At 55.4% G+C, this 20,967-nt stretch carries 20 protein-coding genes and 1 CRISPR repeat array; of the genes, 7 read left to right on the top strand and 13 right to left on the bottom strand.

Annotation, left to right across the window (positions count from 1 at the left end; all coding sequences use genetic code 11):
- Positions 1-14: 14 nt before the first annotated feature.
- From moeB to H7A51_04455, 3 genes are all read right to left on the bottom strand, one after another.
- Positions 15-1,142, bottom strand: a complete 1,128-nt coding sequence (gene moeB, locus H7A51_04465) for a molybdopterin-synthase adenylyltransferase MoeB (GenBank protein MCP5535473.1) — start codon at positions 1,140-1,142, stop codon at positions 15-17.
- 47 nt (positions 1,143-1,189) lie between these two features.
- Complete coding sequence (locus H7A51_04460; protein MCP5535472.1) at positions 1,190-4,432, bottom strand: PD40 domain-containing protein; 3,243 nt, start codon at positions 4,430-4,432, stop codon at positions 1,190-1,192.
- Positions 4,433-4,556: 124 nt separating this feature from the next.
- Entirely contained in the window at positions 4,557-6,779 is a 2,223-nt protein-coding gene (locus H7A51_04455) for a tetratricopeptide repeat protein (protein ID MCP5535471.1), read from the bottom strand.
- Positions 6,780-6,944: 165 nt separating this feature from the next.
- Here H7A51_04455 and H7A51_04450 point away from each other — a divergent pair, with 165 nt between their 5' ends.
- The 5 genes from H7A51_04450 to H7A51_04430 are packed head-to-tail and all read left to right on the top strand — an operon-like array spanning position 6,945 to position 10,488.
- Positions 6,945-7,358, top strand: a complete 414-nt coding sequence (locus tag H7A51_04450; GenBank protein MCP5535470.1) for an AIR carboxylase family protein — start codon at positions 6,945-6,947, stop codon at positions 7,356-7,358.
- 6 nt (positions 7,359-7,364) lie between these two features.
- Positions 7,365-7,892, top strand: coding sequence for a bifunctional pyr operon transcriptional regulator/uracil phosphoribosyltransferase PyrR (gene pyrR / locus H7A51_04445; protein ID MCP5535469.1), 528 nt, complete (start codon positions 7,365-7,367; stop codon positions 7,890-7,892).
- Entirely contained in the window at positions 7,892-8,266 is a 375-nt protein-coding gene (locus tag H7A51_04440) for a hypothetical protein (GenBank protein ID MCP5535468.1), read from the top strand. The genes pyrR and H7A51_04440 overlap by 1 nt, the downstream gene beginning before the upstream one ends.
- Entirely contained in the window at positions 8,238-9,158 is a 921-nt protein-coding gene (locus tag H7A51_04435) for an aspartate carbamoyltransferase catalytic subunit (GenBank protein ID MCP5535467.1), read from the top strand. The genes H7A51_04440 and H7A51_04435 overlap by 29 nt, the downstream gene beginning before the upstream one ends.
- A gap of 49 nt (positions 9,159-9,207) precedes the next feature.
- Positions 9,208-10,488 (top strand): dihydroorotase, encoded by a 1,281-nt coding sequence (locus H7A51_04430; protein ID MCP5535466.1) that lies wholly within the window; start codon positions 9,208-9,210, stop codon positions 10,486-10,488.
- Positions 10,489-10,564: 76 nt separating this feature from the next.
- Here the strand turns inward: H7A51_04430 and H7A51_04425 are convergent, their stop codons facing one another.
- The 4 genes from H7A51_04425 to H7A51_04410 all read right to left on the bottom strand — a co-directional run bounded on the left by H7A51_04425 (position 10,565) and on the right by H7A51_04410 (position 13,483).
- Positions 10,565-10,939 (bottom strand): hypothetical protein, encoded by a 375-nt coding sequence (locus tag H7A51_04425; protein MCP5535465.1) that lies wholly within the window; start codon positions 10,937-10,939, stop codon positions 10,565-10,567.
- 317 nt (positions 10,940-11,256) lie between these two features.
- Positions 11,257-11,931: a 16S rRNA (cytidine(1402)-2'-O)-methyltransferase gene (rsmI, locus tag H7A51_04420; GenBank protein ID MCP5535464.1), complete on the bottom strand. Its 675-nt coding sequence runs from the start codon at positions 11,929-11,931 to the stop codon at positions 11,257-11,259.
- Positions 11,932-11,989: 58 nt separating this feature from the next.
- Entirely contained in the window at positions 11,990-12,493 is a 504-nt protein-coding gene (locus tag H7A51_04415) for an LptE family protein (GenBank protein MCP5535463.1), read from the bottom strand.
- 33 nt (positions 12,494-12,526) lie between these two features.
- Positions 12,527-13,483, bottom strand: coding sequence for a tetratricopeptide repeat protein (locus H7A51_04410; GenBank protein MCP5535462.1), 957 nt, complete (start codon positions 13,481-13,483; stop codon positions 12,527-12,529).
- 212 nt (positions 13,484-13,695) lie between these two features.
- Here H7A51_04410 and H7A51_04405 point away from each other — a divergent pair, with 212 nt between their 5' ends.
- Both H7A51_04405 and H7A51_04400 read left to right on the top strand, forming a co-directional pair.
- Positions 13,696-14,247, top strand: a complete 552-nt coding sequence (locus tag H7A51_04405) for a hypothetical protein (protein ID MCP5535461.1) — start codon at positions 13,696-13,698, stop codon at positions 14,245-14,247.
- A 63-nt stretch (positions 14,248-14,310) separates the two neighbouring features.
- Positions 14,311-14,919 carry a ribonuclease HII gene (locus H7A51_04400; protein MCP5535460.1) on the top strand — a complete coding sequence of 203 codons (609 nt, stop codon included), beginning with the start codon at positions 14,311-14,313 and terminating at the stop codon, positions 14,917-14,919.
- A 662-nt stretch (positions 14,920-15,581) separates the two neighbouring features.
- Here the strand turns inward: H7A51_04400 and cas2 (H7A51_04395) are convergent.
- The 6 genes from cas2 (H7A51_04395) to H7A51_04370 all read right to left on the bottom strand — a co-directional run bounded on the left by cas2 (H7A51_04395) (position 15,582) and on the right by H7A51_04370 (position 20,960).
- A complete protein-coding gene (gene cas2, locus H7A51_04395) occupies positions 15,582-15,857 on the bottom strand; it encodes a CRISPR-associated endonuclease Cas2 (GenBank protein MCP5535459.1) in 276 nt (91 codons plus the stop codon).
- Positions 15,858-16,162: 305 nt separating this feature from the next.
- Positions 16,163-16,723, bottom strand: a complete 561-nt coding sequence (locus H7A51_04390) for a hypothetical protein (protein ID MCP5535458.1) — start codon at positions 16,721-16,723, stop codon at positions 16,163-16,165.
- Positions 16,724-16,994: 271 nt separating this feature from the next.
- Entirely contained in the window at positions 16,995-17,312 is a 318-nt protein-coding gene (locus H7A51_04385) for a hypothetical protein (GenBank protein MCP5535457.1), read from the bottom strand.
- Between the two features lie 71 nt (positions 17,313-17,383).
- Positions 17,384-18,107: direct repeats of the CRISPR family, unit length 37 nt; unit sequence GTCATCAATGCCTTTCGGCAAAAGCCCCCTTCGGGAC.
- A 203-nt stretch (positions 18,108-18,310) separates the two neighbouring features.
- Positions 18,311-18,589 carry a CRISPR-associated endonuclease Cas2 gene (gene cas2, locus H7A51_04380; GenBank protein MCP5535456.1) on the bottom strand — a complete coding sequence of 93 codons (279 nt, stop codon included), beginning with the start codon at positions 18,587-18,589 and terminating at the stop codon, positions 18,311-18,313.
- Between the two features lie 98 nt (positions 18,590-18,687).
- On the bottom strand, positions 18,688-19,674 hold the full coding sequence (gene cas1, locus H7A51_04375; protein MCP5535455.1) for a CRISPR-associated endonuclease Cas1: 987 nt from the start codon (positions 19,672-19,674) through the stop codon (positions 18,688-18,690).
- Between the two features lie 2 nt (positions 19,675-19,676).
- Positions 19,677-20,960 carry a hypothetical protein gene (locus H7A51_04370; protein MCP5535454.1) on the bottom strand — a complete coding sequence of 428 codons (1,284 nt, stop codon included), beginning with the start codon at positions 20,958-20,960 and terminating at the stop codon, positions 19,677-19,679.
- Positions 20,961-20,967 lie beyond the last annotated feature (7 nt).

The following is a 20,967-nucleotide window of genomic DNA, read 5'->3' as shown; positions in this document are numbered from 1 at the left end:
TCCGCACTCCAGGTTTAGCATATCCTGGTCCAGGCATCCATGCCTCCGGTAACATTGCGGACGTTGGTAAACCCTTCCTGCTCCAGGTATTGCATGACGCGGAGACTGCGGCCACCGGACTTGCACAGGATGAGAAGTTCCTTGTTGGTTCCCATTTCCTTGAGTTCCGGCACCACAGAGGGGATCCGGGCCATGGGAACGAGGCGGGCGGCCTCGATGCTGACCACGCTGTGTTCCCACGGTTCACGGACATCGATGAGCACTCCGTCGAAACTTCCACTGAGTTTGGCTTTCAACGACTCGACACTAATTTCACCCGGTGTATCCAGCAGGGAAGGGGGCTCGGGGATACCGCAAAAGCCCTGGTAGTCGATGAGTCCGGTCACGGTCGGCTGGTCCCCGCAGAGTGGACACTCGGGGTCACGTCGCAGTTTAAACTCACGGAAGCTGGTGTGCAGCGCATCGTAGTGAATCAGGCGCCCCAGTGGTGGCTCTCCGGCACCTAACAACAACTTGATCGCCTCCATCGCCTGCAGGCTGCCCATAATGCCGGGGAGCACGCCTAACACACCCGCCTCGGCACAGCTGGGCACACTGCCGGGGTCGGGAGGCTGGGGGAGCATACAGCGGTAACACGGCCCCCCCAGATGCGGGGCAAAAACGCTGAGCTGGCCTTCGAATTGGAAAATAGAGGCGTAGATGTTGGGTTTTTTCAGGAAAAAGGCGACATCGTTGCTGAGGTAGCGCGTCGGGAAGTTGTCGGTGCCATCGATGATGATATCGTATTGGGCTGCTATCTCCATGGCATTTCCAGAGGTGAAATGACAGGCGTGTTTTTCCACCTGCACATGTGGATTGACATCCTGAAGCCGGGCGGCACCGCTCTCGAGCTTGCTGATACCCAGGCTTGATTGCCCGTGGAGGATCTGGCGTTGCAGATTGGAGAGTTCGACCACATCGGAATCGACAATGCCTATCCTGCCGACCCCGGCGGCAGCCAGGTAAAGTGTTGACGGTGAGCCAAGGCCACCCGCACCGATGCAGAGAACCGACGCATCTTTCAGCTTTTCCTGCCCCTCCATCCCGACCTGGGAGAGAGAGAAGTGGCGTGCATAGCGGGCCTGTTCTTCAGTGCTGAGCATGCGGGATAGTGGTGTGTGAATGTGGAGAAGTGAATCCTAATCTGGACTTAGCGGGCGTTTCGGTAGCGGGCCTTGGGATAGCCTCTTGCCTTGCTGCTTTCATTGAGCAGGATTTGCACGGCTTTTTCAAGTTGCACATCCTTGCCGCGACTGAGTTCGCCTGGCTTGTTCCACAAGCTCACGTCGGGTTTGGCGCCATTGAGTTCGAGGTCTTTTCCATCGATGGCACTGAACCATCCCCGGAAGGGAAGGCGCATGTGGGCGATATTGAGCAGCTTGGTGCTACCCGTGGAGATGACCCCACCAGCGGTAGCGACCCCGACCACTTTACCACGTTTGAGATTGCGGATGGCATGGACAAAAATCTCAGCATTGGAGAAGCTGTTTTGGTTACAGAGCACGATGATGGGTTTGTGCCACGTTGCATAGACAATACGGTCCTGCGGATATCCCGCCCCTCCATTGCGGGGGACGGTAAAGGCATGCCGTGGCTGGCAGAGGGCCGTTAACAAGTGGTCGCTGGTAAAACCACCACCATTGTCGCGCACGTCGATAACCAGTCCTTCTTTTCCCGCTCCTTGTTCATAGAGGTGATGTTCAAACTTTTCAAACTCGTCCCACATCATCTTGGCCACGTGAATGTAGCCGAGCTTGCCCCCCGAGGCCTTGTCGACAGCCTGGGCCGCCTGGTCAAGGCGTGCATTTTGTTCCAGCCTGCGGGCGGCGGTGTAACTGATGGGCAGGATCTTGACATCACGTTCCTCGCCTTCCGAGTTAGTGACCGTCAATTGCACCGGCTCACCTGCACGCCGGTTGAGGTGCCGGGTGAGCGGGGCATGTTGTGCAATCTCCACACCGTCAACCCTGGTGATGATCTCGCCGATTTCAATTTGGGAAGCAAGCTGGTCCGCCGGGCCTCGTGGGAATACATCTTTCACTTTCCATCCTTTGCCTTGGAAACCTTCATCGAAACGCAAGCCCAGGTGGACGGTCGACTCTTGCCATTTTCTACCCGGAGACCAAGGTTTGGGCCACACGGTTGAGAGGAAGCCGGTGTGCGAGGCATTGAGCTCACCGAGCATCATCCGGGTGACGCGGTCAAAATCCTTGGAGTTGGTTTCCCCGGCGGCGATATCCTCGTATTTTTCGCGGATGCTGTTCCAGTCACGGTTATTCATCGACGGGTCGTAGAAGGTATCACGCATGGTTTTCCATGCGGTGCGGAAAATCATGCGTTTCCATGCCTCAAGATTGCGGTGGGCGTAGACCGAAAAGGTATACTTGGTGTTTTTCCCTCCGGCGAGAACAGCGGGGACACCTTCGGAAATCCAGAAGAGCTGGCCTTTGTCGGTCATCCTGATCGGGGTGCCGTAGGCGTCTGCAAACTTGACGGGTTTGGCATCCGGCTTCGCCTCCACCGCATAGGTGGTTTTTCCGCCTCTCGCTTGGAACAGGATGCGTTTGGAGTCATTGTTCCAGATGAGTCTGGTGGGCGTGACCCCCTTGACGGTGATTTTCTGAAGCCTCTGATGCACGTTTTCCAGGTCAAAGGTCTCTTGCTCATATTCCTGCTCCTGCTGGCCGCCCGTTAGAGTCCTTATGACCTTTTTGACGCTCTTCTTTGCGTTTCCTTTGTAGGCCGGATCCTTTTCCATCGCTTTGCGGGCCCGCTCCCGGGTTTCCCCGTGCCTGTCCTTGGCGCGGTCGGATTTATAGAGGTCCAGAAAGAAGATGTCATATTCCTCCTTGTGGTGCCTGCCTACGAATGCGAGTCGGCGGCCATCGGGCGACCACACGGGCGAAAAGTCGCGGTCCGGGTGGCAACTGATATTGACGGGGGCAGAGCTGCCATCGGATGGGATGATGGAGACGTCCGGGTTAAAGTCGTCATCCTCACTGGTGTAGGCAAGCCACTTCCCGTCGGGTGACCAGCGCACGCTGGGAGAACTCCACGACTCCAGCAGTCGGGTCGGCTCGGTCCCGTCGGGGTTGCTGACCCAGAGGTTTCCGGGATAAGTGGTGTAGGCGATTTTCCTTCCCTTAGGTCCCGGATAGATGCTTTCAGGACGTTCCGAGGCGTTGACAATGACGCTGTGTCCACAGTCTTCAGCTTCCCACCAGTATTGGTTGGGGTTTGATTTTTCAAGCCTGCGAATCTCCGTGTCGATGCCGTCGTCGTACAGGTGGAAGATGGATTTCCCATCGTGGGAAAACCAGACATCCTTCTCGTGTCCGCTTGTAAAAGTCAGGCGATGGGGTTTTCGCAGAATGGTATCCATTGCCCAGATATCGCCCTCGGCGATGAAGACGATTTCCAGGCCGCTCGGTGAAAAGGATGCATCATTGGTCAACCTGATAACCCGTTCCTGGGTCGCCTGGTCGGCCAGGTCCTCGTCATGCCACAAGTCGAGTTTCTGAGGTTGCCCGGCATCGTTTTCCGCCTTGGTGAGCGGCAGGACATAGAGGTCAAACAGATGACGGAAAATGATGGCCCCTCCTTGTCGGGCAATGGCTGGCTGAAGGACACTGTCGTCTTCAAAATGCGTGACCTGCCTGTCGTTGCCATCCTTGTCATGGAACCACAGGTTGAAACCGTTAGGGCTTCCCTTGGTGTAGAAAAAACCTGAGCCGTCAGGGTGGAAGACCGGGCTCCGGCAACCGTTCTCACTGGCGACCGGTTGGGTGAATGATTCACCCTCGTTGATCCAGACCTGGCTTGCCATCGTACCATGGTATCCTTTGCGATAAATCTCCACACCTTCGCGCGTGAAGATGATGGACTTGCCGTCAGGAGAGAACCTACCGTATTCGGCATAAGCAGGGAAGGCCAGCTTCTCGGGTGATTTGCCATCGAGACTGACCTGAAAGAGTCGGAACGGCCTCAGGCCCGGGAAATCCCTGAGTCCACGGACGAGGATGGATTTTCCGTCAGGGGCAATGTCTTCCAGGGCCGAGCCTTCACTGTGGAAGGTGAGCTGGCGGGCGCGGCCACCGCTACTCGACATCATGAACACCTGGTTTCCTCCATCGCGGGTGCTCATAAAACAGATCGACTTGCCATCGGGTGTGTAAACGGGGGAAGAGTCCCACGCGGGATGGGTTGTGAGCCGTTCGGCCTTGCCTCCTGATGCCGCCGCCGTCCAGATGTCACCGTGCCATGAGAACAAGATCCTGGTGCCATCGGGCGACAAGGCAGGGAAGGCAGCCATTTTGATCGGATGGGATGCCACAACTGCGGGGCAGGACAGGGTGATGAATAGGGAGACGAGTAATCGGGTGTGTCTGAACATGGAGAAGTAGCGAAGTATTGAAATTGAAGTGGAAAGCGAATCACGGCGCGCGGCTGCCCCTTCCGGTCACAGGGTGGGCGTGCCCCATACTAACAAGTCACGGTTTACACGATGTTAGAAGGTTCTAGCTGCTGAGCTTCTGCTCGTGCTCGGGATCGGGTGCGGCACCATGGTCAAGTGCCTTGCGGTAAAATTCCAGGGCATCTTTTTTGCGCTTCTGCTGAAGGTGCAGGACGGACAGGTTGTAATAGGCATCCGCACTTGTGGGGTCCAGCTTGATGGCATTGAGGAAGTGTTCTTCAGCCTGCTGGTAGCGTTTTCCCGCACCTGCCAGATTTCCGAGATAGAGGTGGGCGCGGGCGTTGCCGGGTTTGATGTCGAGTGCGCGCTCAAACGCATTGCGGGCTCCGTCGAGATTGTTGTTTTTATACTGGGCAATGCCTAACATGTAGTGTGCGTAGCTGCTATTCTCGCGCATGGTGATCGCCTCGTTGAAAATATCGACGGCGTCCGGGTAGTTTTCAGTTTTCAGCTCCACGACCCCCCGGTTGCAAAGAGTCGGGAAATGACCTGGAAAACGCTCGTCCATATCCAACAGGATTTGGCGCGCCGCTTCATACCGGCCTTTTTCAAAGGCGCGTTTCATCAGCGGGGTATAGGTCTGGATCTCTGTTTCCAAGGCATCCCCGTAGGCTCGCGCATGGGCGAGGGGGACACGCTCCGGGTTTCTAAATTCGCCGTCGGGACGGCGCATGGCGACAAGTTCCTTTTCCTGGTCGGTCAACTCGACATTGGCGTTGCGGATGTCTTTGAATGCTTCTGCCATGCCGGTGATGGTCGATTTTGATTTTTGATATGCGTCCCAAAGTATTTTCTCACCCATGCGTCGGCGTTCCTGGGCGGCGATCAGCCGTTTTACGGTGCCGCGAAGTATTTCGATCTCCTCCTGGTTCCCACTTTGGTCCGGGTGGGTTTGAGCCTCGGCCAGTGCCGCCTTGGCGTCACGCAGCTGGCTTTCCAGGGATTTGATCATCATGCCGTGGTTGGCCTGTTCCTGCTGGTAACGCATGATGCGGGTTTTGGCGATCGCCAGATCGCTGCGGGCCTCGACCAGCTCGTCCTTGGTGGCGTTGTGATTGGACTCGAGAAACTTGAGCCTGTCCAAGGCCTGTTTGAGTTCGCGTCCGAGGCGCATGTTCTCGGTGATCAGTTTCTGCACGCCCTTGGAGTCACTTTGTTTGAGGATGTTCGCCAAGGCATCGCGCTCGACCCTCAGGGCGTCCCGCTCCTCGGTGAGTTCCTTGATGGTGGTCTGGGATTCATCCAGTCGGCGTTGCATCTGCGCGACACGGGCATTGGCTTGACCAAGCTCCTGTCGGGTTTTCTCGAGTAAGGCGGTCACGTTCTTGAGGTCTCTCCGGAGGGCTTCGATCGCCTTGTTGTCCCCTTTTTTGACCGCCTGCATCTGGGCTTCGATCCTGGCGTGTTCTTTTTGGGCCAGGTCGAGTTCATCCTTGCGCTGGAGAGCGATTTTTTCGGCTGCCTGCCTTTTTCGCTCTGATTCCTTTAATGCGCGCGCCGTGATATCGAGCTCCCGCTCACGGGTGCGTTTCTCACGGGTGAGACGGTCCATATCCTGCTGGAGTGGTGCCCGGGCAAGGATATCGCGCAGGGTGTTAATCTCGCGATCCTTCGTGGCAATGAGGTCGATGAGTCGCTGTTGCTCGGCCGTGCTGCCCTGCTTCATGGCTTGGCTTTTCTGAAGTTCGGCGCGTAGTGATTTGTTTTCGCTCTCCATCTGCTGGAGCTGGCGCAGCAGCTTGGCATCGGCGGCCGAAACCCGGGTGGCAGGGGGAAGTGCGGGCACCGTTGGCGCTGTTGGTCTGACCGGTTTGCTGGGAATGCGTTGCTGGCCGCTACCTGCCGGCTTGTTCGCGGCAACGTCAGGTTTGGGCTCTGGCCCACCTTCCACCAGGTCGCGTGTCTTGGCGTTTTTACCCGCCAGTTCGGCCGCCGCTTTGGGTTCAATGAGAGTGATCGCTTCCTTGGTGCTTTCCACCCTGCCTTCGACCAGATGAGGCTTCCAGTTTTTGTGGAAGCGACTGAGCACGTCGTAATACTTGGCTGCTTGGCGGTATTTCTGCCAGGCTTCGCTGAACTTGCCTTCCTTTTCGAGTTTTTCAGCCCTTTGAATCTCAAGCCATGCTTGGAAAAAAACATCCGACGGGTCGAGGGCACGAGGGTCCGATTGTGCCGGAAGTGGCGACACAAAGGACCCGAAGATCATGGGTATCAAGAGCAAGAGAGGCATGACGCCCCGGATCAGTAGGTGGTGTGGGGTGCTCATGGGCCGGACAAGCTAGTCAATTTCAACCTCCCTTGCAAACCGAAAAGTTGAATCCGGAAAATCGTCCAAACGGTGCATGTGGAGGGGAGGACGAGCAAGTTTTAACCCGTTTGTGATTTCAAAGTTCTTGCCAATAGTCAGGGCAATCGCTAGGCAGGGGGCGCAATGAAAGTAATTATGATTTATGGCAGTGCCAATGATGTTCCCTTCATGGAGCCTGCCCGGACGTATTTGAAGGAAAACGAAGTGCCGTACGAGGAAACCGTGCTCTCCGCCCACCGTAATTTGAGTGAGCTGATTGATTACTTGGCCAAACTGGAGGAAACCGGTGAAAAAGCCGTGATCCTGGCCATTGCCGGCCTTGCCGCGGCCCTTCCCGGCGTGGTGGTGATGAAGACATCGCTTCCAGTGATCGGTGTGCCGGTTCCGGGAGGCCCGCTCAACGGTATCGATGCCCTGCTTTCCATCAGCCAGCTTCCCGGCGGTGTTCCCGCCACAACCGTCGGCCTTCACAGCAAGGCGCCGATGAATGCCGCTATGGCTGCACATCGCATTATTCAACTGGCGGAACGTCCCTGAAAAAGCATGCCCCGCACGCTGACAGAAGCTGATATCTCCGAGGGAGTTGAGAAACTCACCGGGATGATCCGTATGGGCAACCCCAAGGGGGATTTTGCCCTCGTCGGGGTGCGCAGTCGGGGTGACGAGGTGGCCGAAAGGATTCTCAGCCAACTAGCCGAGGCCGGAATCAAGGTGCCGATGGGGATTCTCGACATTTCACTGTACCGGGATGACCTGGCGCACCTGAACTCGAACCCGAAGCTTCAGGGCAGCGAGCTTCCGTTCGCGGTCGATGGTGCCCGTGTCATCCTTGTCGATGACGTGCTGTTCACCGGCCGCACCGTCCGGGCTGCGATCGATGCGTTGATGGATTACGGTCGGCCCGCCAAGATCGAACTGGCGGTCTTGATTGATCGTGGTCACCGGGAACTGCCGTTTGCCCCCGACTACGTGGGAATCAAGCTGGAAACAAAGCGGCTGGACTACGTGGACGTGAAGCTGAAGCGAACCGACGGGCTCGATCAGGTGGAAGTGACTGAAAATGACGATTGATGACGGAAATCCCTGACCACAAGCATACGGGCAACGATCTTGAAGAGATGCGTAGGCGTAATGCTTTTGCGGTAAGGCCACCGGTCCAGCATATCAAAAACCAGGCAGTGAATCCGCTTCTTCTCGGCCTGGCGTATATTCTCTGCCTTAGCGGTGCGGGGCTGGCCATCGGGGCACTCTACCTTCCCGCCATCACATGCGCCGCCCTATCGCTGCTCTTTACCCTTTTCATTTTCTGGAAAAAACCCCGGTCCCGGCATCACGCGGCAATAATGGCGATCATATCATTGCTTGTGCTTGTGTTCGGAACCGTGTATTACCTCGAGCAGTTCGAGCAGACAGCCCATGACGCGCAAGGACCTATTAGATATTGAATCACTCAGCCGGGAGGAAATCGAGCACTTGCTCGATCAAGCCGGCCCCTTCAAGGAATTATTTACCCGGTCGGTCAAAAAGGTTCCGGCTCTCAAAGGAAAATCCGTCCTTACTCTTTTCTACGAGCCCAGCACCCGGACTCTGTCGTCGTTCGAGGTGGCGGCCAAACGCCTCTCCGCCGACGTCACGACCTTCGACGTACCGCACTCCTCCGTGGTCAAAGGTGAATCTGTCCGCGACACCATTGCCACCCTTCAAGCGATGCGGACCGATTACATCATCGTGCGGAACCAAATGGCCGGTATCCCCCTGGCCATCGCCCGGGCAACCCGGGCCAGCGTGATCAACGCCGGGGACGGTGCCCATGCGCATCCCACCCAGGCACTGCTGGACGGGTTCACATTCAAAGAGGTATTCCCTGATCCCACAGGAAAAAAAATCCTCATCGTTGGCGATATTCTGCACAGTCGGGTGGCCCGCTCGACTTCTACACTGATGCGTAAACTCGGTGTCGAAGTCGCCTGGTTGGGACCAGGGTCACTCGTCCCCAAACACGGCCCGCAGGACATCAAACGCTTCACGAACTATGATCAAGCGATGCAATGGGCACCCGACACCATTTACCTGCTGCGCATCCAGATGGAGCGCCAAAGTGCGCCGTTCTTCCCAAGCCTGCGCGAATACACCAAACTTTACGGAGTGACCCAGGAACGCTTCAAACGCATCCGGGACGAGGGCACCTACATCATGCACCCGGGACCAGTGAACCGGGGAGTCGAGCTCTGCGACGAAGTGATGGAGTATAACCGCTGCCTGATCGACCAGCAGGTCGAAAACGGCATCGCCACCCGCATGGCCGTGCTTTATTGGCTGAAGCCGAACAAGCAATAAACTCCAAGTTTTAAACTCCAAACACCAAGTTCAAATTCTGTCTAAAAAAATGCCTTCCCTACTGATCAAAAACGCCAACATCGCCTGCGAGGAAAACGACGATCTGACAGCAGCCGACGTGCTGGTCGTAGATGGTGTCATCACCCAAATCGGGCAGGGGATAGGTGCCCCGGAAAATGCCCGTGTGATTGACGCCGACGGCAAGGTGCTGGCCCCCGCCATGTTTGATACCCACATCCACATGCGCGAACCTGGCCAGGAGGCAAAGGAAACCATCCGGTCTGGCACCGAGGCGGCGATCAATGGCGGTGTGACCGGTGTCGTGCTGATGCCTAACACATCGCCCGCAATAGATTCCGCGGCCATGGTGCGCACCATCTATGACATTGCCGAACGCGATTCCCGCATCCCGGTTTATACCTCGGGCTGTATTACCAAGGGACGCGAGGGCAAGGAGCTTGCCGGGATCGATGGAATGCTTCAGCTCGGGGTGAAAATGCTCACCGATGATGGTGATGCGGTGCCGGATATGCTGCTGCTGAAACGCGCCATGGAATACGCATCCGAGTTCGACTGTTTTTTTGCCAGCCACTGCGAAGTGCTCGGGCTGTCCGGCCCGCGCGCACTGAACGAAGGTGCCGTGAGTTATCGACTCGGCATCCAAGGGACTCCCGCCTGCAGTGAGGAAATCTGCATGGATCGCGACATCCGGCTGGCTCACGCCACGGGCGCCCGACTCCACATCCAGCACGTATCCAGCAAGATCGGTATGGAAACAATCCGCTGGTGGAAAAGCATGGGCGCCAAGGTCACGGCTGAAGTCTCACCACACCACCTGCTCTTCAACGAGGAGGATATCGGTAACTACGATACCCACTACAAAATGAATCCTCCCCTTCGCACCGCGGAGGATAACGTCGCATTGTTAGAAGGACTGAAGGAGGGGGTCTTCGATATCATCGCCACCGACCACGCGCCGCATACCCCCTTTGAAAAAGCACAGGACTTTGTCACGGCTCCCAACGGAATCACGGGGCTGGAAACGGCGGTTGTCTCCCTGTTTCACCACTACATCAAGCAGGGTGAGTTTGGCTGGGGACTGCTGGTCAACCGGTACTCCGCCCAACCACGCCGGATGATGGGACTCGAGCCCGTCCCCATCGTGGAAGGAGGCAAGGCCGAGTTCATCCTGTTCGACCCGATGGGGCAGACGACCTTCACCGCCGACTTCATGCAATCGAAGAGTCAGAACACCCCATTCCTGGACAAAACCCTTGATGGCAGCATCGATCTCGTTGTTCTCGGTGATGAGGTGCTGCTCGAGCGCTAACACCTTTCCGTCACATGAAAAACGCCGGCACGCATCATGCGCCCCGGCGTTTTAGTGAGAATCGGTTGAGCTCGTTCTAGGCGGTAGTGCCACTACCCACATGTTGATTCTGGGTAATACGGTAGATGAAAATGGAGTTCGCGACAAACGCAACGGCAACCAGCAAACCAACGATGAACGTGCCATGGCTTTGCTTGAGGATCGACCTGTAAGCGTGTGCGCGGGCAGCCTCGGTGTGAACGATGCCGTGCTGAAGCACCTCTGTATCGGTCTCCCTTTCAGTGGCGGCAATGTAGGCACTGTCAAATGCCGAACGTGGCTGGTAGTGTGACGCACTGTCTTTGAGTAAGACGACGGCACTCAGGATGACGATGGCAATGACAAGATTCATCAGAAAAAACCATCTGCTTTTAGGGCCGGCCATCTGAGGTGCGTTGGTAGGTGTATTCATGGGGAAGGGAATATGGGGAGGAGGGATGGGGAGTGTATGGAAACGTGGAACAGCCTTGGGGAAGCTTGCCATAGACTCCCATGAACGACTGCCTCCTGCAAATAAATGTCGTTAGACCCGCCCTAACTCCAGTAACCACAAGGCCGGAATGTCCCATTTTTTTAAAGATTAATATCAAGAGTTCCAGACTTTACAGCTAACAGATCACAATGAATGCAGGCTTCCAGTAGTTCTGTTGTGGCCCGACCATGGCCGTTGACCCCGACCGGTTGAGCCAAGCCTTTACACCAATGCCGGTGCCGGTTTTTTACATTCTGCTATGATGATGGACCACTCGGGTCCAAGAGCAGGACAATCTCCCCCTTGGCTGGATGCTGTTTAAAATACTCCCAGAGAGCGGAGGAACTATCGCGATGATAGGTCTCGAATTTCTTGCTCAACTCCCGTGCGACACAAACAGGCAGGTCGGGGTTGATGTCTGTTAGTATTTCAAGGGTCGATAGAATTCTGTGAGGGGATTCGAAAAAGACAGCTGTTTTGCCGGTTTCAATCGCGGTTTCGAGAGTCTTGCGGCGCTTCCCCTTTTTGACGGGAAGGAAACCCTCAAACGCAAAGGCATGGCAGGGGAACCCTGAGCCTGCAACGGCGGTAAGCACCGCAGACGGCCCCGGAAGCACCGTGTAGGGCACATTCTGCTCGATACAGGCTTGCACCAGGCGATACCCGGGATCGGAGATCAACGGCATACCCGCATCGGAGATGACAGCCACATTCTGCCCCTCCAGGACCTTGGCAATCAACTCGGGAAGTCGGTGTGCCTCGTTGTGGTCGTGTAGCGATACCAGGGGTTTTTCGATCTCGTAATGCTTCAGCAAAGGACGGGAGTGTCGGGTGTCCTCACAGGCAATGATATCGGCCTCACGAAGAGCTTCGAGGGCTCGAAGCGTAATGTCAGACCGATTGCCGATAGGCGTTGGGACGAAGGAAAACACAATAGCTGTCCGGTGTCAGGAGGCTGGAGCCGTGGCTGATGCACACGGGATGCCGTCATTAAAATCCATCGGCAATGCGGGTGGTCATCGACTCACAGGCGCGGCGAAGGGCGTCGGGCAGCGCGTTGCTGCGGGCGATGTGAAGGTTCCCGCCGGCAAAGAAGCGGGTGCTGCCATGAGACCTTCCTTTTTCCAGAATGCGCGACGGGTCATTGGCATCACGAAGCACCCACTCGATGGTGATCTCCAGACTCAGCTCCTCGGAGCGCAGTGTGTCTGTCCGGGATGAGCTGACCTGACGGTACTTGAGTGTGGTGACCCGCCCCTCTAACACGGCATCAGCTGTTGCCGACGAAGCGATCTTGTAGGTGCCGTCGCGCGTCAGGGCGTCAACAGCACTGTTGGTGGCATAAGAGTCCGCCCGGATGAGCTGGGTATCGTTTTTAAACAGCGGCACATGGATGCTTTTGACATGCGACAGGTGGGCGGGTTTGGAGCCGCCTAACTGATAGCCAACGCAAGATGCCAGCAGCAGGGGGATGATGAAGATGATTCTGGACATGATAGGGTCTGGATAAGGGGCTGATCAAGCGGTTTACTGACCGCCCAGTTCACTGATACGTTGCTTGGCTTGATTGTAAAGCGTGCCGCTCCTGGCCTTGCGCATTACTTCACGGTAATAGAAAATCGCTGACTGGGTCTGTCCTTTTTTCCGATAGAACTCTCCCGTGTCGAAGCTCCTCTGGATGTCCTGGCCACCTAGTAGAGCCAGACGTTTGCGGGCGTCTGCCGCACGACCGTGACTCGGGTAGCGTCTGATCAAGTCCTGGAAAATGTCCCGCGCGCGATTGACATTGGCTTTGTTCTGGTTACCTCGCTCGGCCTTGAGGATCAGGATTTCACCTGTCTGGTAGAGTGCCTCTGGCGCTGCGCTGCTATCCGGGTAATCGACCCCGATTCGTTGGTAGGCGGCAATCGATTTATCGGCATTGCCCGCTTTCTGCCAGATGCGTCCAATGGCTAACTGTGCTTTGGGCGCACTCAATGCGCGTGGTGCGTTGTCACGCACATGGCCCAGCATTTTCTCTGTTTTCTCCGGACTGATCCGGGTTTTCATGCCCAGGAAATTGTTTTTGATAATGCCATTGGCAGCCGCGTGGGCAACGGCTTCTTGTCGTTTGATCGCTGGCGCGTAATGTTTGCTGTTCGGGTAACGCGCAATCAGATCCTGGTAGGCTTCAAAGGCCTTGAACAGGTCACCTTCCTGGTCAAGCAAGCGCCCTTCAGCGTATCGGGCTTCGGGAGCCGCACTGGAATAGGGGTAACGTTTGGCAACATCCCCGTAAGCTGAAATCGCTTTACTGGTTTTGCCGGCGCCCTCATAACCCTTGGCTTCATTCAGAAGAGTGTTGGCTGCATCGACGCCACCCAATGCCGCGGTCTCTCCTGAGAGCGGGAGATCATCGGACTTTGAACCGCAGGATGCCAGGGAGACAAGGACAGCCAGGGAGACAGCATTCAGGGCCAGGGGAAGGATAACTTTCTTTCGCATGAAACCAAGCTACGTAGTCACTTGAGCTTTGCCAAGAACAAGTGCTTGAAATTATCGTCAGCGAAAAACGTTTGTATGCCGGTTAGTTTTGACCAAGGCCAGGAGCTGGATATTTTTAAAGCAATCTATTGAATAGCTTGTATGGCTCTATGAAATATTGCAAATTCAATATATTCTCGACATCTTAATAAAAATTACTTAAAGACAAAAACATGAAGTCGATCAAACACATCGTGATGTGCGGAGGGGTGGCACTCGTTCTCTCCTCGTGCGCCTCGAAGCTTGGCACTCCACCAGCATCACCCTCAGCACCCGCATCTGTATCCTCCCGGGAACGTGCCATCGCAGAGCGTCTGTTCAGTCTGGTAAACAATGAGCGGGTCCGGGCGGGCAAACGTGCCATGCGCGGCCATAGTGGTCTAAACCTATTAGCTCAAAATCACAGCAACCAAATGAGTTCATCCTCCCGCGATGCAAACCATCTCGGTTCACAGAACCGCGCCCAGTATGCCTATCTCAAATACAGCATCGAGAACCTCAGTGAAATGACCTATGCCGTGCCCGCTGGCTCCGCTGACCCCGCAGCAGTCGCCGTTGCAGCATGGAAACGCAGTGCGGAACACAGCAGGCACATGCTTCAGGCGTGGGATCTCACTGGCATTGGTGTCAAGTCGGCACCTAACGGCAATACCTACGTCACGATGTGTATGGGTGCCCAACCCATGGGGGTGCCACGCGGTGTGCAACCTGTCGGCTGGCAGTAGACCAGCCGCAACAATAATTCTGGTAAATGTTTTCCAAACCGGGCACGTTTCGGCGTGCCCGGTTTGTTTTATGAACAGGAAAAGCTGAACGATGGATTCCATCGGGTCGCAGGAATCGACGAGGCAGGCCGTGGCCCGCTGGCCGGTCCCGTTGCCGCGGCCGCTGTCATCCTGCCCGAGGAGTTCACCCACGAGCTGCTGGATGACTCCAAGAAGTTGTCCGAAAAAAAACGCGAGCAACTCTATGATGAGATCACCGGATGTGATGATATTTCCTGGGCTCTCTCCTACGGTGACGTCGGGGAGATCGATTCCATCAACATCCTCAAGTCAACCCATGCCGCGATGGCACGTGCCGCCCAGGCGCTGCGTCCGCTGCCCGACTTCTGCCTGATCGACGGCTTGCAGGTTCCCGGCTTCCCCATTGCCTCCCAAGGCATTGTGAAAGGCGACAGTAAAAGCCTCTCGATTGCGGCCGCCAGTATCATCGCCAAGGTATCACGTGACCGGCTGATGCTGGAGTATGCCGGGAAATACCCCGAATACGGCTTTGAGCGCCACAAAGGCTACGGCACCAAACTCCACCTCGAGGCCCTCCGCAAACACGGGCCATGCCCGATCCACCGGAAAAGCTTTGCCCCCGTGGCCCAGTTGCTTTTACCGCTGGAGTGAACACAAGACTGCGGGCCGGGGCATCCCCCCTGAAACGCCATGACCCCCACTCAGAAAGACTGAGCGGGGGTCATGGCGGACCGACAGGGATTCGAATCCTCACTAGAGTATGCCCTTGGGTGGTGCGTAACAACCACAAACAGAGCGATATACGTGGTTTTGGATGGCCGCTTGAAATGGTGGGTTTTTGCCACAAAAAGCCCTTTTTGCACCCCGATTCTGTATGAATTGTTTGAAAACTGAGTGTGGAGGGAGCCATGGCTCGGGTGCTGGGCGGGCGGGTGGTTGTATCGCAGCGGTTAGGCGTCAACGGTGGGCAAGCAACACGCCCCGGAAAACACCCGAGTCATGAACCGTTTGTAGGAACTCAGATATAATTAGGTACAATGAAAATAACGTCTCCACTGCCTTTCGGGGTTTGGTCTGCTTGGGAGAGGGTAGGTGTAAGGTGTTGGAAATGAAAGGCCAAAATGCGGGCCATCTTGAGGGTGGTGTTTTCTGTTAGTCGGTGCATTCGGGAGGTGTGGGGGAGGGTGGTATTTCTTGTAAGTTGTTGACAATGAGTGGATTGACGTCCAGGTCACGAGGTCGGTGTTTTTGGGGGGATGGGGCTCGTGACCTGGGGGGGGGTGTGTCACGATGAGGTGCGGTGCCGTGCAAGCTCACACGAGGTAGCAGACAACGGGGGTGGTGACATGCATGGTTCCCGCGGTGAGGGTTTTTGCGGCGTTGTCGGTGTCCAGCCGGTAGGACACGATGCGGTCTTCCTCGGGATCGATGAGATCGTTCAAGCGGCTCCACAGTTCCTGGAAGTGGTCCGGATTGAGCCTGCACTCGAAGAGTGAATACTGCACCCGGGCACCGAAGTCCTCACAGGTCTTGGCTACTTTCTGGAGTCTCCTGGGTGAGGAGATGTCGTAGGCGATGAGGTAGAGCATGGTGGATCGGAGCAGGGGTGTTTGAGGTGGATCGACGGGACGGAAGGCCTCGTCCCACCAGTCGATTTTTGAAGTGCTGGGGTTGCGGGGCATGTGTGGCGGGGTGGTGAAGGAAAAGCGGAGCTGGATGCTGCGCCACAACGGGGAAGACCGGTCCCCCGGCGGGTGTTCCTGAGGGCAACGAGGGTTGTAGGACGGCCCCTACTGACTACGAGCGTAAAACTGCACCAGCCAGCTATTTTAATTATACTCGTGATGGTGATGTCGGGATATACGATCACTAGTGGTTGTTGTGTCTTGCTGCCTTAGTCCGCAGGAGAGGCTCCGGGGTATCGGTTTGAGAATAGCACGGGGTGATGTAGTAACTGCGTAACGTAACTGTCCGCTGTTTCTTTCTCAAGAAAATGTTCCAGTGCCAGGGTCAGAACGAGGTGATTGGGGACGGCAATTCTGCGGATGGCAAGGAGCAGTTCCGGGGCTTCGCTGATGATTTCATCCGTGGTGAAGCCATCCATGTGCATGCCGCGCACAATCAGCGCCAGTGCAATGGCTGTGCTGCGAGATCGCCCTTCCCAGCAATGGATCAGGAGCGGCTCTCCGCTGACCGAGTCCACGAAGTTGTAGATCTCCCTAATATGCCCGGCACTGGGCAGGATGAAACGGATGGTCGGATCGAGTTGCTCAAGCCCCGCCACATCATGAAAGAGGCTTGTGTGGACCTGAAGGAATCCATTCTTGTCAATCTGTGGGCGTGTGGGTTCGCGGATAGAAATGAGGTTCCAAAAATCGCGGTCACGCGTTCCATAATTTGGCAAGTCCTTCTGGGCGCATACGGCGAGGTGGCATTGGAGGCAGTCAATAAACATGGTTTTGTTGGGCTGGGTGATCGGGTTTCAAGCAGGAATTCATACCATACACACAGATGACAAATAACCGCCATCATTGAGACGTCCAACGGACGTCATGAATGCCATTTTGCCAATGCTCCTCACCGGACTGTTTTGATACTGCAACAAATTTCTACTTTAGAGCTGTCCGCTTGACGAGGAAGGGGTTTCCCAAGAGCATGTGCTATTTTGCTATCATTGGGGTGCCAGGTATTGTGACCGAGCTAATCACTCAGGTTTGGACGGCCGCTTACTTAGAGATTTCTAGTCGGAAAAGCCCCTCGAGTTCAAATGGAAAAGATTCATTCTCCAAAGAATCCGGATCAAATGTAAATTCATGGTCGGATTTCCATTCAAGCGCAGCATGGCTACAGTTGCTTGGACGAGAAAGCTTGCCACGGATCGTGCCGCAACCAATGGACCGGGGAAGAATAAAGTTCTCTCCCGGTTTGAGCTTCATGTTCATGTAGTCATACATTTCTCTGAACGTCCCGTCAGGCCATTCACGGTATCCGAGGCTTACCCGGACGTAATTGAGTTGCATTGATTGCAAGGCGATAAATTTCATGAATTGAAGTGTTTGTTGTATTTGATGGATTTGATGGATATCTAATTTGGAGGCTAATGAAGACGGGTTGTCGTCAATGTCAATTTAGGCAAAAGCCCCTCTCGGGACCAATTGGCTGAAGCTCCCCTGCGTTGAGGAGTGGGAGCCGCGTCATCAATGCCTTTCGGCAAAAGCCTCCTTCGGGACTTGATGATACTGACAGGGTAAGAAAAAAAATGTCAATTATGTCATCAATGCCTTTCGGCAAAAGCCCCCTTCGGGACTGGTGGACAACTCCTTTTTCTTTCCTCCATGTCCTAGTCATCAATGCCTTTCGGCAAAAGCCCCCTTCGGGACAATTATGAATACTACCTACAATATCTCAAAAGAAGACAAGTCATCAATGCCTTTCGGCAAAAGCCCCCTTCGGGACCTAAAACCATTATTACTTGTATTCGGCCTATTCATCCTCGGTCATCAATGCCTTTCGGCAAAAGCCCCCTTCGGGACTACGACCACGGAACTCAATTGAAGAGATTCGGCCGCAAGTCATCAATGCCTTTCGGCAAAAGCCCCCTTCGGGACCCGTTACGGAAACTTGATCAAAGGATCAGTCGATGAATCCATGTCATCAATGCCTTTCGGCAAAAGCCCCCTTCGGGACTTGTGGTGGCTCCTGTGATACGCCTGTTGGTATTCGCCGGTCATCAATGCCTTTCGGCAAAAGCCCCCTTCGGGACTAAAAAATTATGAATACTACTGAATTGACCTACAGTGTTGTCATCAATGCCTTTCGGCAAAAGCCCCCTTCGGGACTGCACCAGTCTTAACCTGCTTATACTCAGATGGCAAGAGTGTATGTTTGGCAGACCTCGGAAATTGGTGGTAACGGATTGGTTTCATGTTTGATGTTTTACGCACACGAAAGTGTATAACACACATAGAAAGAGCTTCTTATGGCTATTGGCATATTGCAGCCCTTTTCAGGGTTCCGGAGGTAGGTCAGCCCCTAAAATTTTTCATACAATGAGCTGGCTGCGTTTTTCCGTGAGGTTAGTCAAATTGCCCGCTCCCCTGCGGGCGGATGCGGCGGATGCATCCAGTGAGTAGGCGCAGATGGAGTCCTCCTGAAGGTGCATCTGGTCAAGCAGTTCCTGCCACAGGCGATCAAAGCGCTCATTTTCAAGCCAGCATTCAAAGACGCTTTTTTGCACCCGGAGGCCGTAGTCTTCACAGACTCTGGCGATACTGCGGAGACGTTTCGGGCAGCTGATGTCATAGATGATGAGGCGGAGCATGAGAGGGTAACCGGGTGGTTTTTTATAGGGCTTGGCAGGAAAGAACTCATCCCACCATGCATCTGTGGATCGTTCCCGTGTTTGTGGCGTGATGCTGGTCACGGCATCTTAAACGGGCTGTAGCAAGCGGGGTTGGCCAGAGCTATTTTAAGATCCAGAGGGCATTGCCGAAGGAGCTGACGGAAGGTGGTTCTGCACTCTGTGGCCGGGTTTAAAAAAGGGCGTGTCAGTCTGTCTTCATACTGTTCAAGCAGTAGCTGACGACCTAGGGGGGCAAGGTAGATACCCTGGCCGTGGGGCTGGAAATGACGCTCATTGAGAATACCCAGCGAGAACATCCGCAGGGCGAGAGGTTCGATGAGGCATGGTCTGTATGGCTCCATGAGGTCAAGCGGTAGCGAGTGGCGATCGTCAGTGGTTTCATGAAGGTAGGCGAATGCCGTTTCCAATCCCCTCGCCTGACAGGCGGAGAGTATTTCTCCATACACCAGGGAAGAGGTGTAGGAAATGACTGCATTGACAGCATTGAGCGGAGGCCTACGGGAGCGGCGGACGAAGGAAAATTCAGGCGGGAGGAAGGTAGCCCATTGTTGATAGTAGCGCGCCGTGGCGGCACCTTCCAGCCCCCTGAGGCTTTCAATGCTCTCGGCTCGCGTGAGATCTCTGGCTAGGTGTTTGAACTGGGTGAGCACTTGGGGATCGAACTGCCGTCTTCGCTGGTTCAGACGTGCCAATGCACGCCGCATATTATAGAACTTGGAATCGAGCAGGGAAGTAGCAATGGAGAGCCGGGTTCCAAGGTCAGCGGAGCTGGCCATCTGAAGGCGTTTAGCCAGTCCGCGGGGTGGGGTAGCTGGTTCAAAGGAGCCGAGGTATCTACCGCCAGTGGAGATGATTGCGACCGGGATACCTGTTCCTAACAATCTGGCAAGGCATGCGGATGTTACCGAAACCCGTGAGCCAAGAATGACACGTTCCACTTCCTCGATGGGGACACGGCAAGTTTCGCCCTCGGGATTCTGCACGCAGATGGTGCGCCGCTGCAGGCTGACTCTGGTGGAGGGGGTGTGTGCTGCGATCACCATGGTTAGAAACGGATGTGAAAGTGATGTCCAGCCACATTGATGCGGAGACCGGATGGGATGGGTAACAGGCCCTTGCGCTTGAATGTGAGGCCCATGCGGGTGCGACGGAGAATGAAGCGAGCTGCCCACCAGCCCTTCTTGTATTCTTGAGAGTGCGATGATGATCCATCATAAGAGAATGATTCCGGCGGCCTAGCTTGTGGGGGTTTCTGTCTGGATGAGTGGCTTGAGGTGGAGGATTGGGGGAGATGAAAGAGGGTTTCTATTTCTGTAAGGAAGGACCCGTGTCTGAAGCGGTCTTCAGGTGAAGGAAGAAAATAGGATGCCCACTGGTTTAGAAAACGTGCCATTTCGGCAGGAGATTTGGCGGAGTCTTCCATACGGCGTAAATGAGCGCGGCAGGCATCACAGGTCTCCAGTGGCAGCTGGCTATGCCATTGGCCTAAGCCATTTCTCTCGAAGCCAAATCCCAGAAATGAAATCTGGTTTAGCGGAGCGATGCGGGTTTTCTTTTCATTCAGGCGGAGCTCCAAATCGGTGAGTGCAGAAACTGCGCTCTTGTGTGCCTCGTGGGCTGATTGCTCGCTGGGGAGTATCATGAGCATGTCGTCGGCGTAGCGCATCAACACGATGTTCTGGCGGGTGATCACCGTATCAAAGTGATGCAGGATGGCATTGGAGATGACGGGAGAAAGCGGGCTACCCTGCGGTATACCAGCAATCCTGGCAACGGGGCCTGTCAGAGATGCTGATGGAGCCCCGAGCACGCCATGCACCAGGTTCGCTACATCCTCATCACATCCAGTTTCGCCGATGATGCGCTCAATCTGAGCACGAGAGACAGTGTCAAAAAAATCCTGTATATCGATTCTCAGCCCGAAAGGCGAGGATAAGCGGCCAGCATCAAGCAGCACTTGTTGTATAGCCCCATGCGCGCCACGGCCCGGGCGGTAGGCATAGGAATTGTCCAGAAACCGGTGCTCCCAGCGCCTGCCGAAAGTCGAGGCGAGGGATTGCTGGACAATTCGATCGATCACCGATGGGATCAGCAGCTTTCTGCGGCCACCGGATGGCTTGGGAATACTGACTGGGCGGAGCGGGGCAACCTGATACCTCCGCTGGCGGATGGATGTTTCAACTCCCGGCCAAATTGAACTAAAGCATGATTCCAGTTCGGCTATACTGACAGAGTCCTCGCCAGCCGCGCCTCGGTTGTTCCTGACTTTTTCCCATGCCCTGCTGACATTCGCGTGATGCAGCACTTCATCAAGGGTGATTGATCGCATGTTAGAA

This window comes from Akkermansiaceae bacterium (genome assembly GCA_024233115.1).
Lineage (GTDB): Bacteria > Verrucomicrobiota > Verrucomicrobiia > Verrucomicrobiales > Akkermansiaceae > Oceaniferula.
Note: the sequence above shows the minus strand (reverse complement) of the source record. Positions and strands in the feature narration are given on the sequence as shown.

Bases quoted from the DNA above. Each gene is read 5' to 3' on its own strand.
- moeB (MCP5535473.1), bottom strand. From the start codon at position 1,142: ATGCTCAGCACTGAAGAACAGGCCCGCTATGCACGCCACTTCTCTCTC.
- H7A51_04460 (MCP5535472.1), bottom strand. From the start codon at position 4,432: ATGTTCAGACACACCCGATTACTCGTCTCCCTATTCATCACCCTGTCC.
- H7A51_04455 (MCP5535471.1), bottom strand. From the start codon at position 6,779: ATGAGCACCCCACACCACCTACTGATCCGGGGCGTCATGCCTCTCTTG.
- H7A51_04450 (MCP5535470.1), top strand. From the start codon at position 6,945: ATGAAAGTAATTATGATTTATGGCAGTGCCAATGATGTTCCCTTCATG.
- pyrR (MCP5535469.1), top strand. From the start codon at position 7,365: ATGCCCCGCACGCTGACAGAAGCTGATATCTCCGAGGGAGTTGAGAAA.
- H7A51_04440 (MCP5535468.1), top strand. From the start codon at position 7,892: ATGACGGAAATCCCTGACCACAAGCATACGGGCAACGATCTTGAAGAG.
- H7A51_04435 (MCP5535467.1), top strand. From the start codon at position 8,238: ATGACGCGCAAGGACCTATTAGATATTGAATCACTCAGCCGGGAGGAA.
- H7A51_04430 (MCP5535466.1), top strand. From the start codon at position 9,208: ATGCCTTCCCTACTGATCAAAAACGCCAACATCGCCTGCGAGGAAAAC.
- H7A51_04425 (MCP5535465.1), bottom strand. From the start codon at position 10,939: ATGAATACACCTACCAACGCACCTCAGATGGCCGGCCCTAAAAGCAGA.
- H7A51_04415 (MCP5535463.1), bottom strand. From the start codon at position 12,493: ATGTCCAGAATCATCTTCATCATCCCCCTGCTGCTGGCATCTTGCGTT.
- H7A51_04410 (MCP5535462.1), bottom strand. From the start codon at position 13,483: ATGCGAAAGAAAGTTATCCTTCCCCTGGCCCTGAATGCTGTCTCCCTG.
- H7A51_04405 (MCP5535461.1), top strand. From the start codon at position 13,696: ATGAAGTCGATCAAACACATCGTGATGTGCGGAGGGGTGGCACTCGTT.
- cas2 (MCP5535459.1), bottom strand. From the start codon at position 15,857: ATGCTCTACCTCATCGCCTACGACATCTCCTCACCCAGGAGACTCCAG.
- H7A51_04390 (MCP5535458.1), bottom strand. From the start codon at position 16,723: ATGTTTATTGACTGCCTCCAATGCCACCTCGCCGTATGCGCCCAGAAG.
- H7A51_04385 (MCP5535457.1), bottom strand. From the start codon at position 17,312: ATGAAATTTATCGCCTTGCAATCAATGCAACTCAATTACGTCCGGGTA.
- cas2 (MCP5535456.1), bottom strand. From the start codon at position 18,589: ATGCTCCGCCTCATCATCTATGACATCAGCTGCCCGAAACGTCTCCGC.
- cas1 (MCP5535455.1), bottom strand. From the start codon at position 19,674: ATGGTGATCGCAGCACACACCCCCTCCACCAGAGTCAGCCTGCAGCGG.
- H7A51_04370 (MCP5535454.1), bottom strand. From the start codon at position 20,960: ATGCGATCAATCACCCTTGATGAAGTGCTGCATCACGCGAATGTCAGC.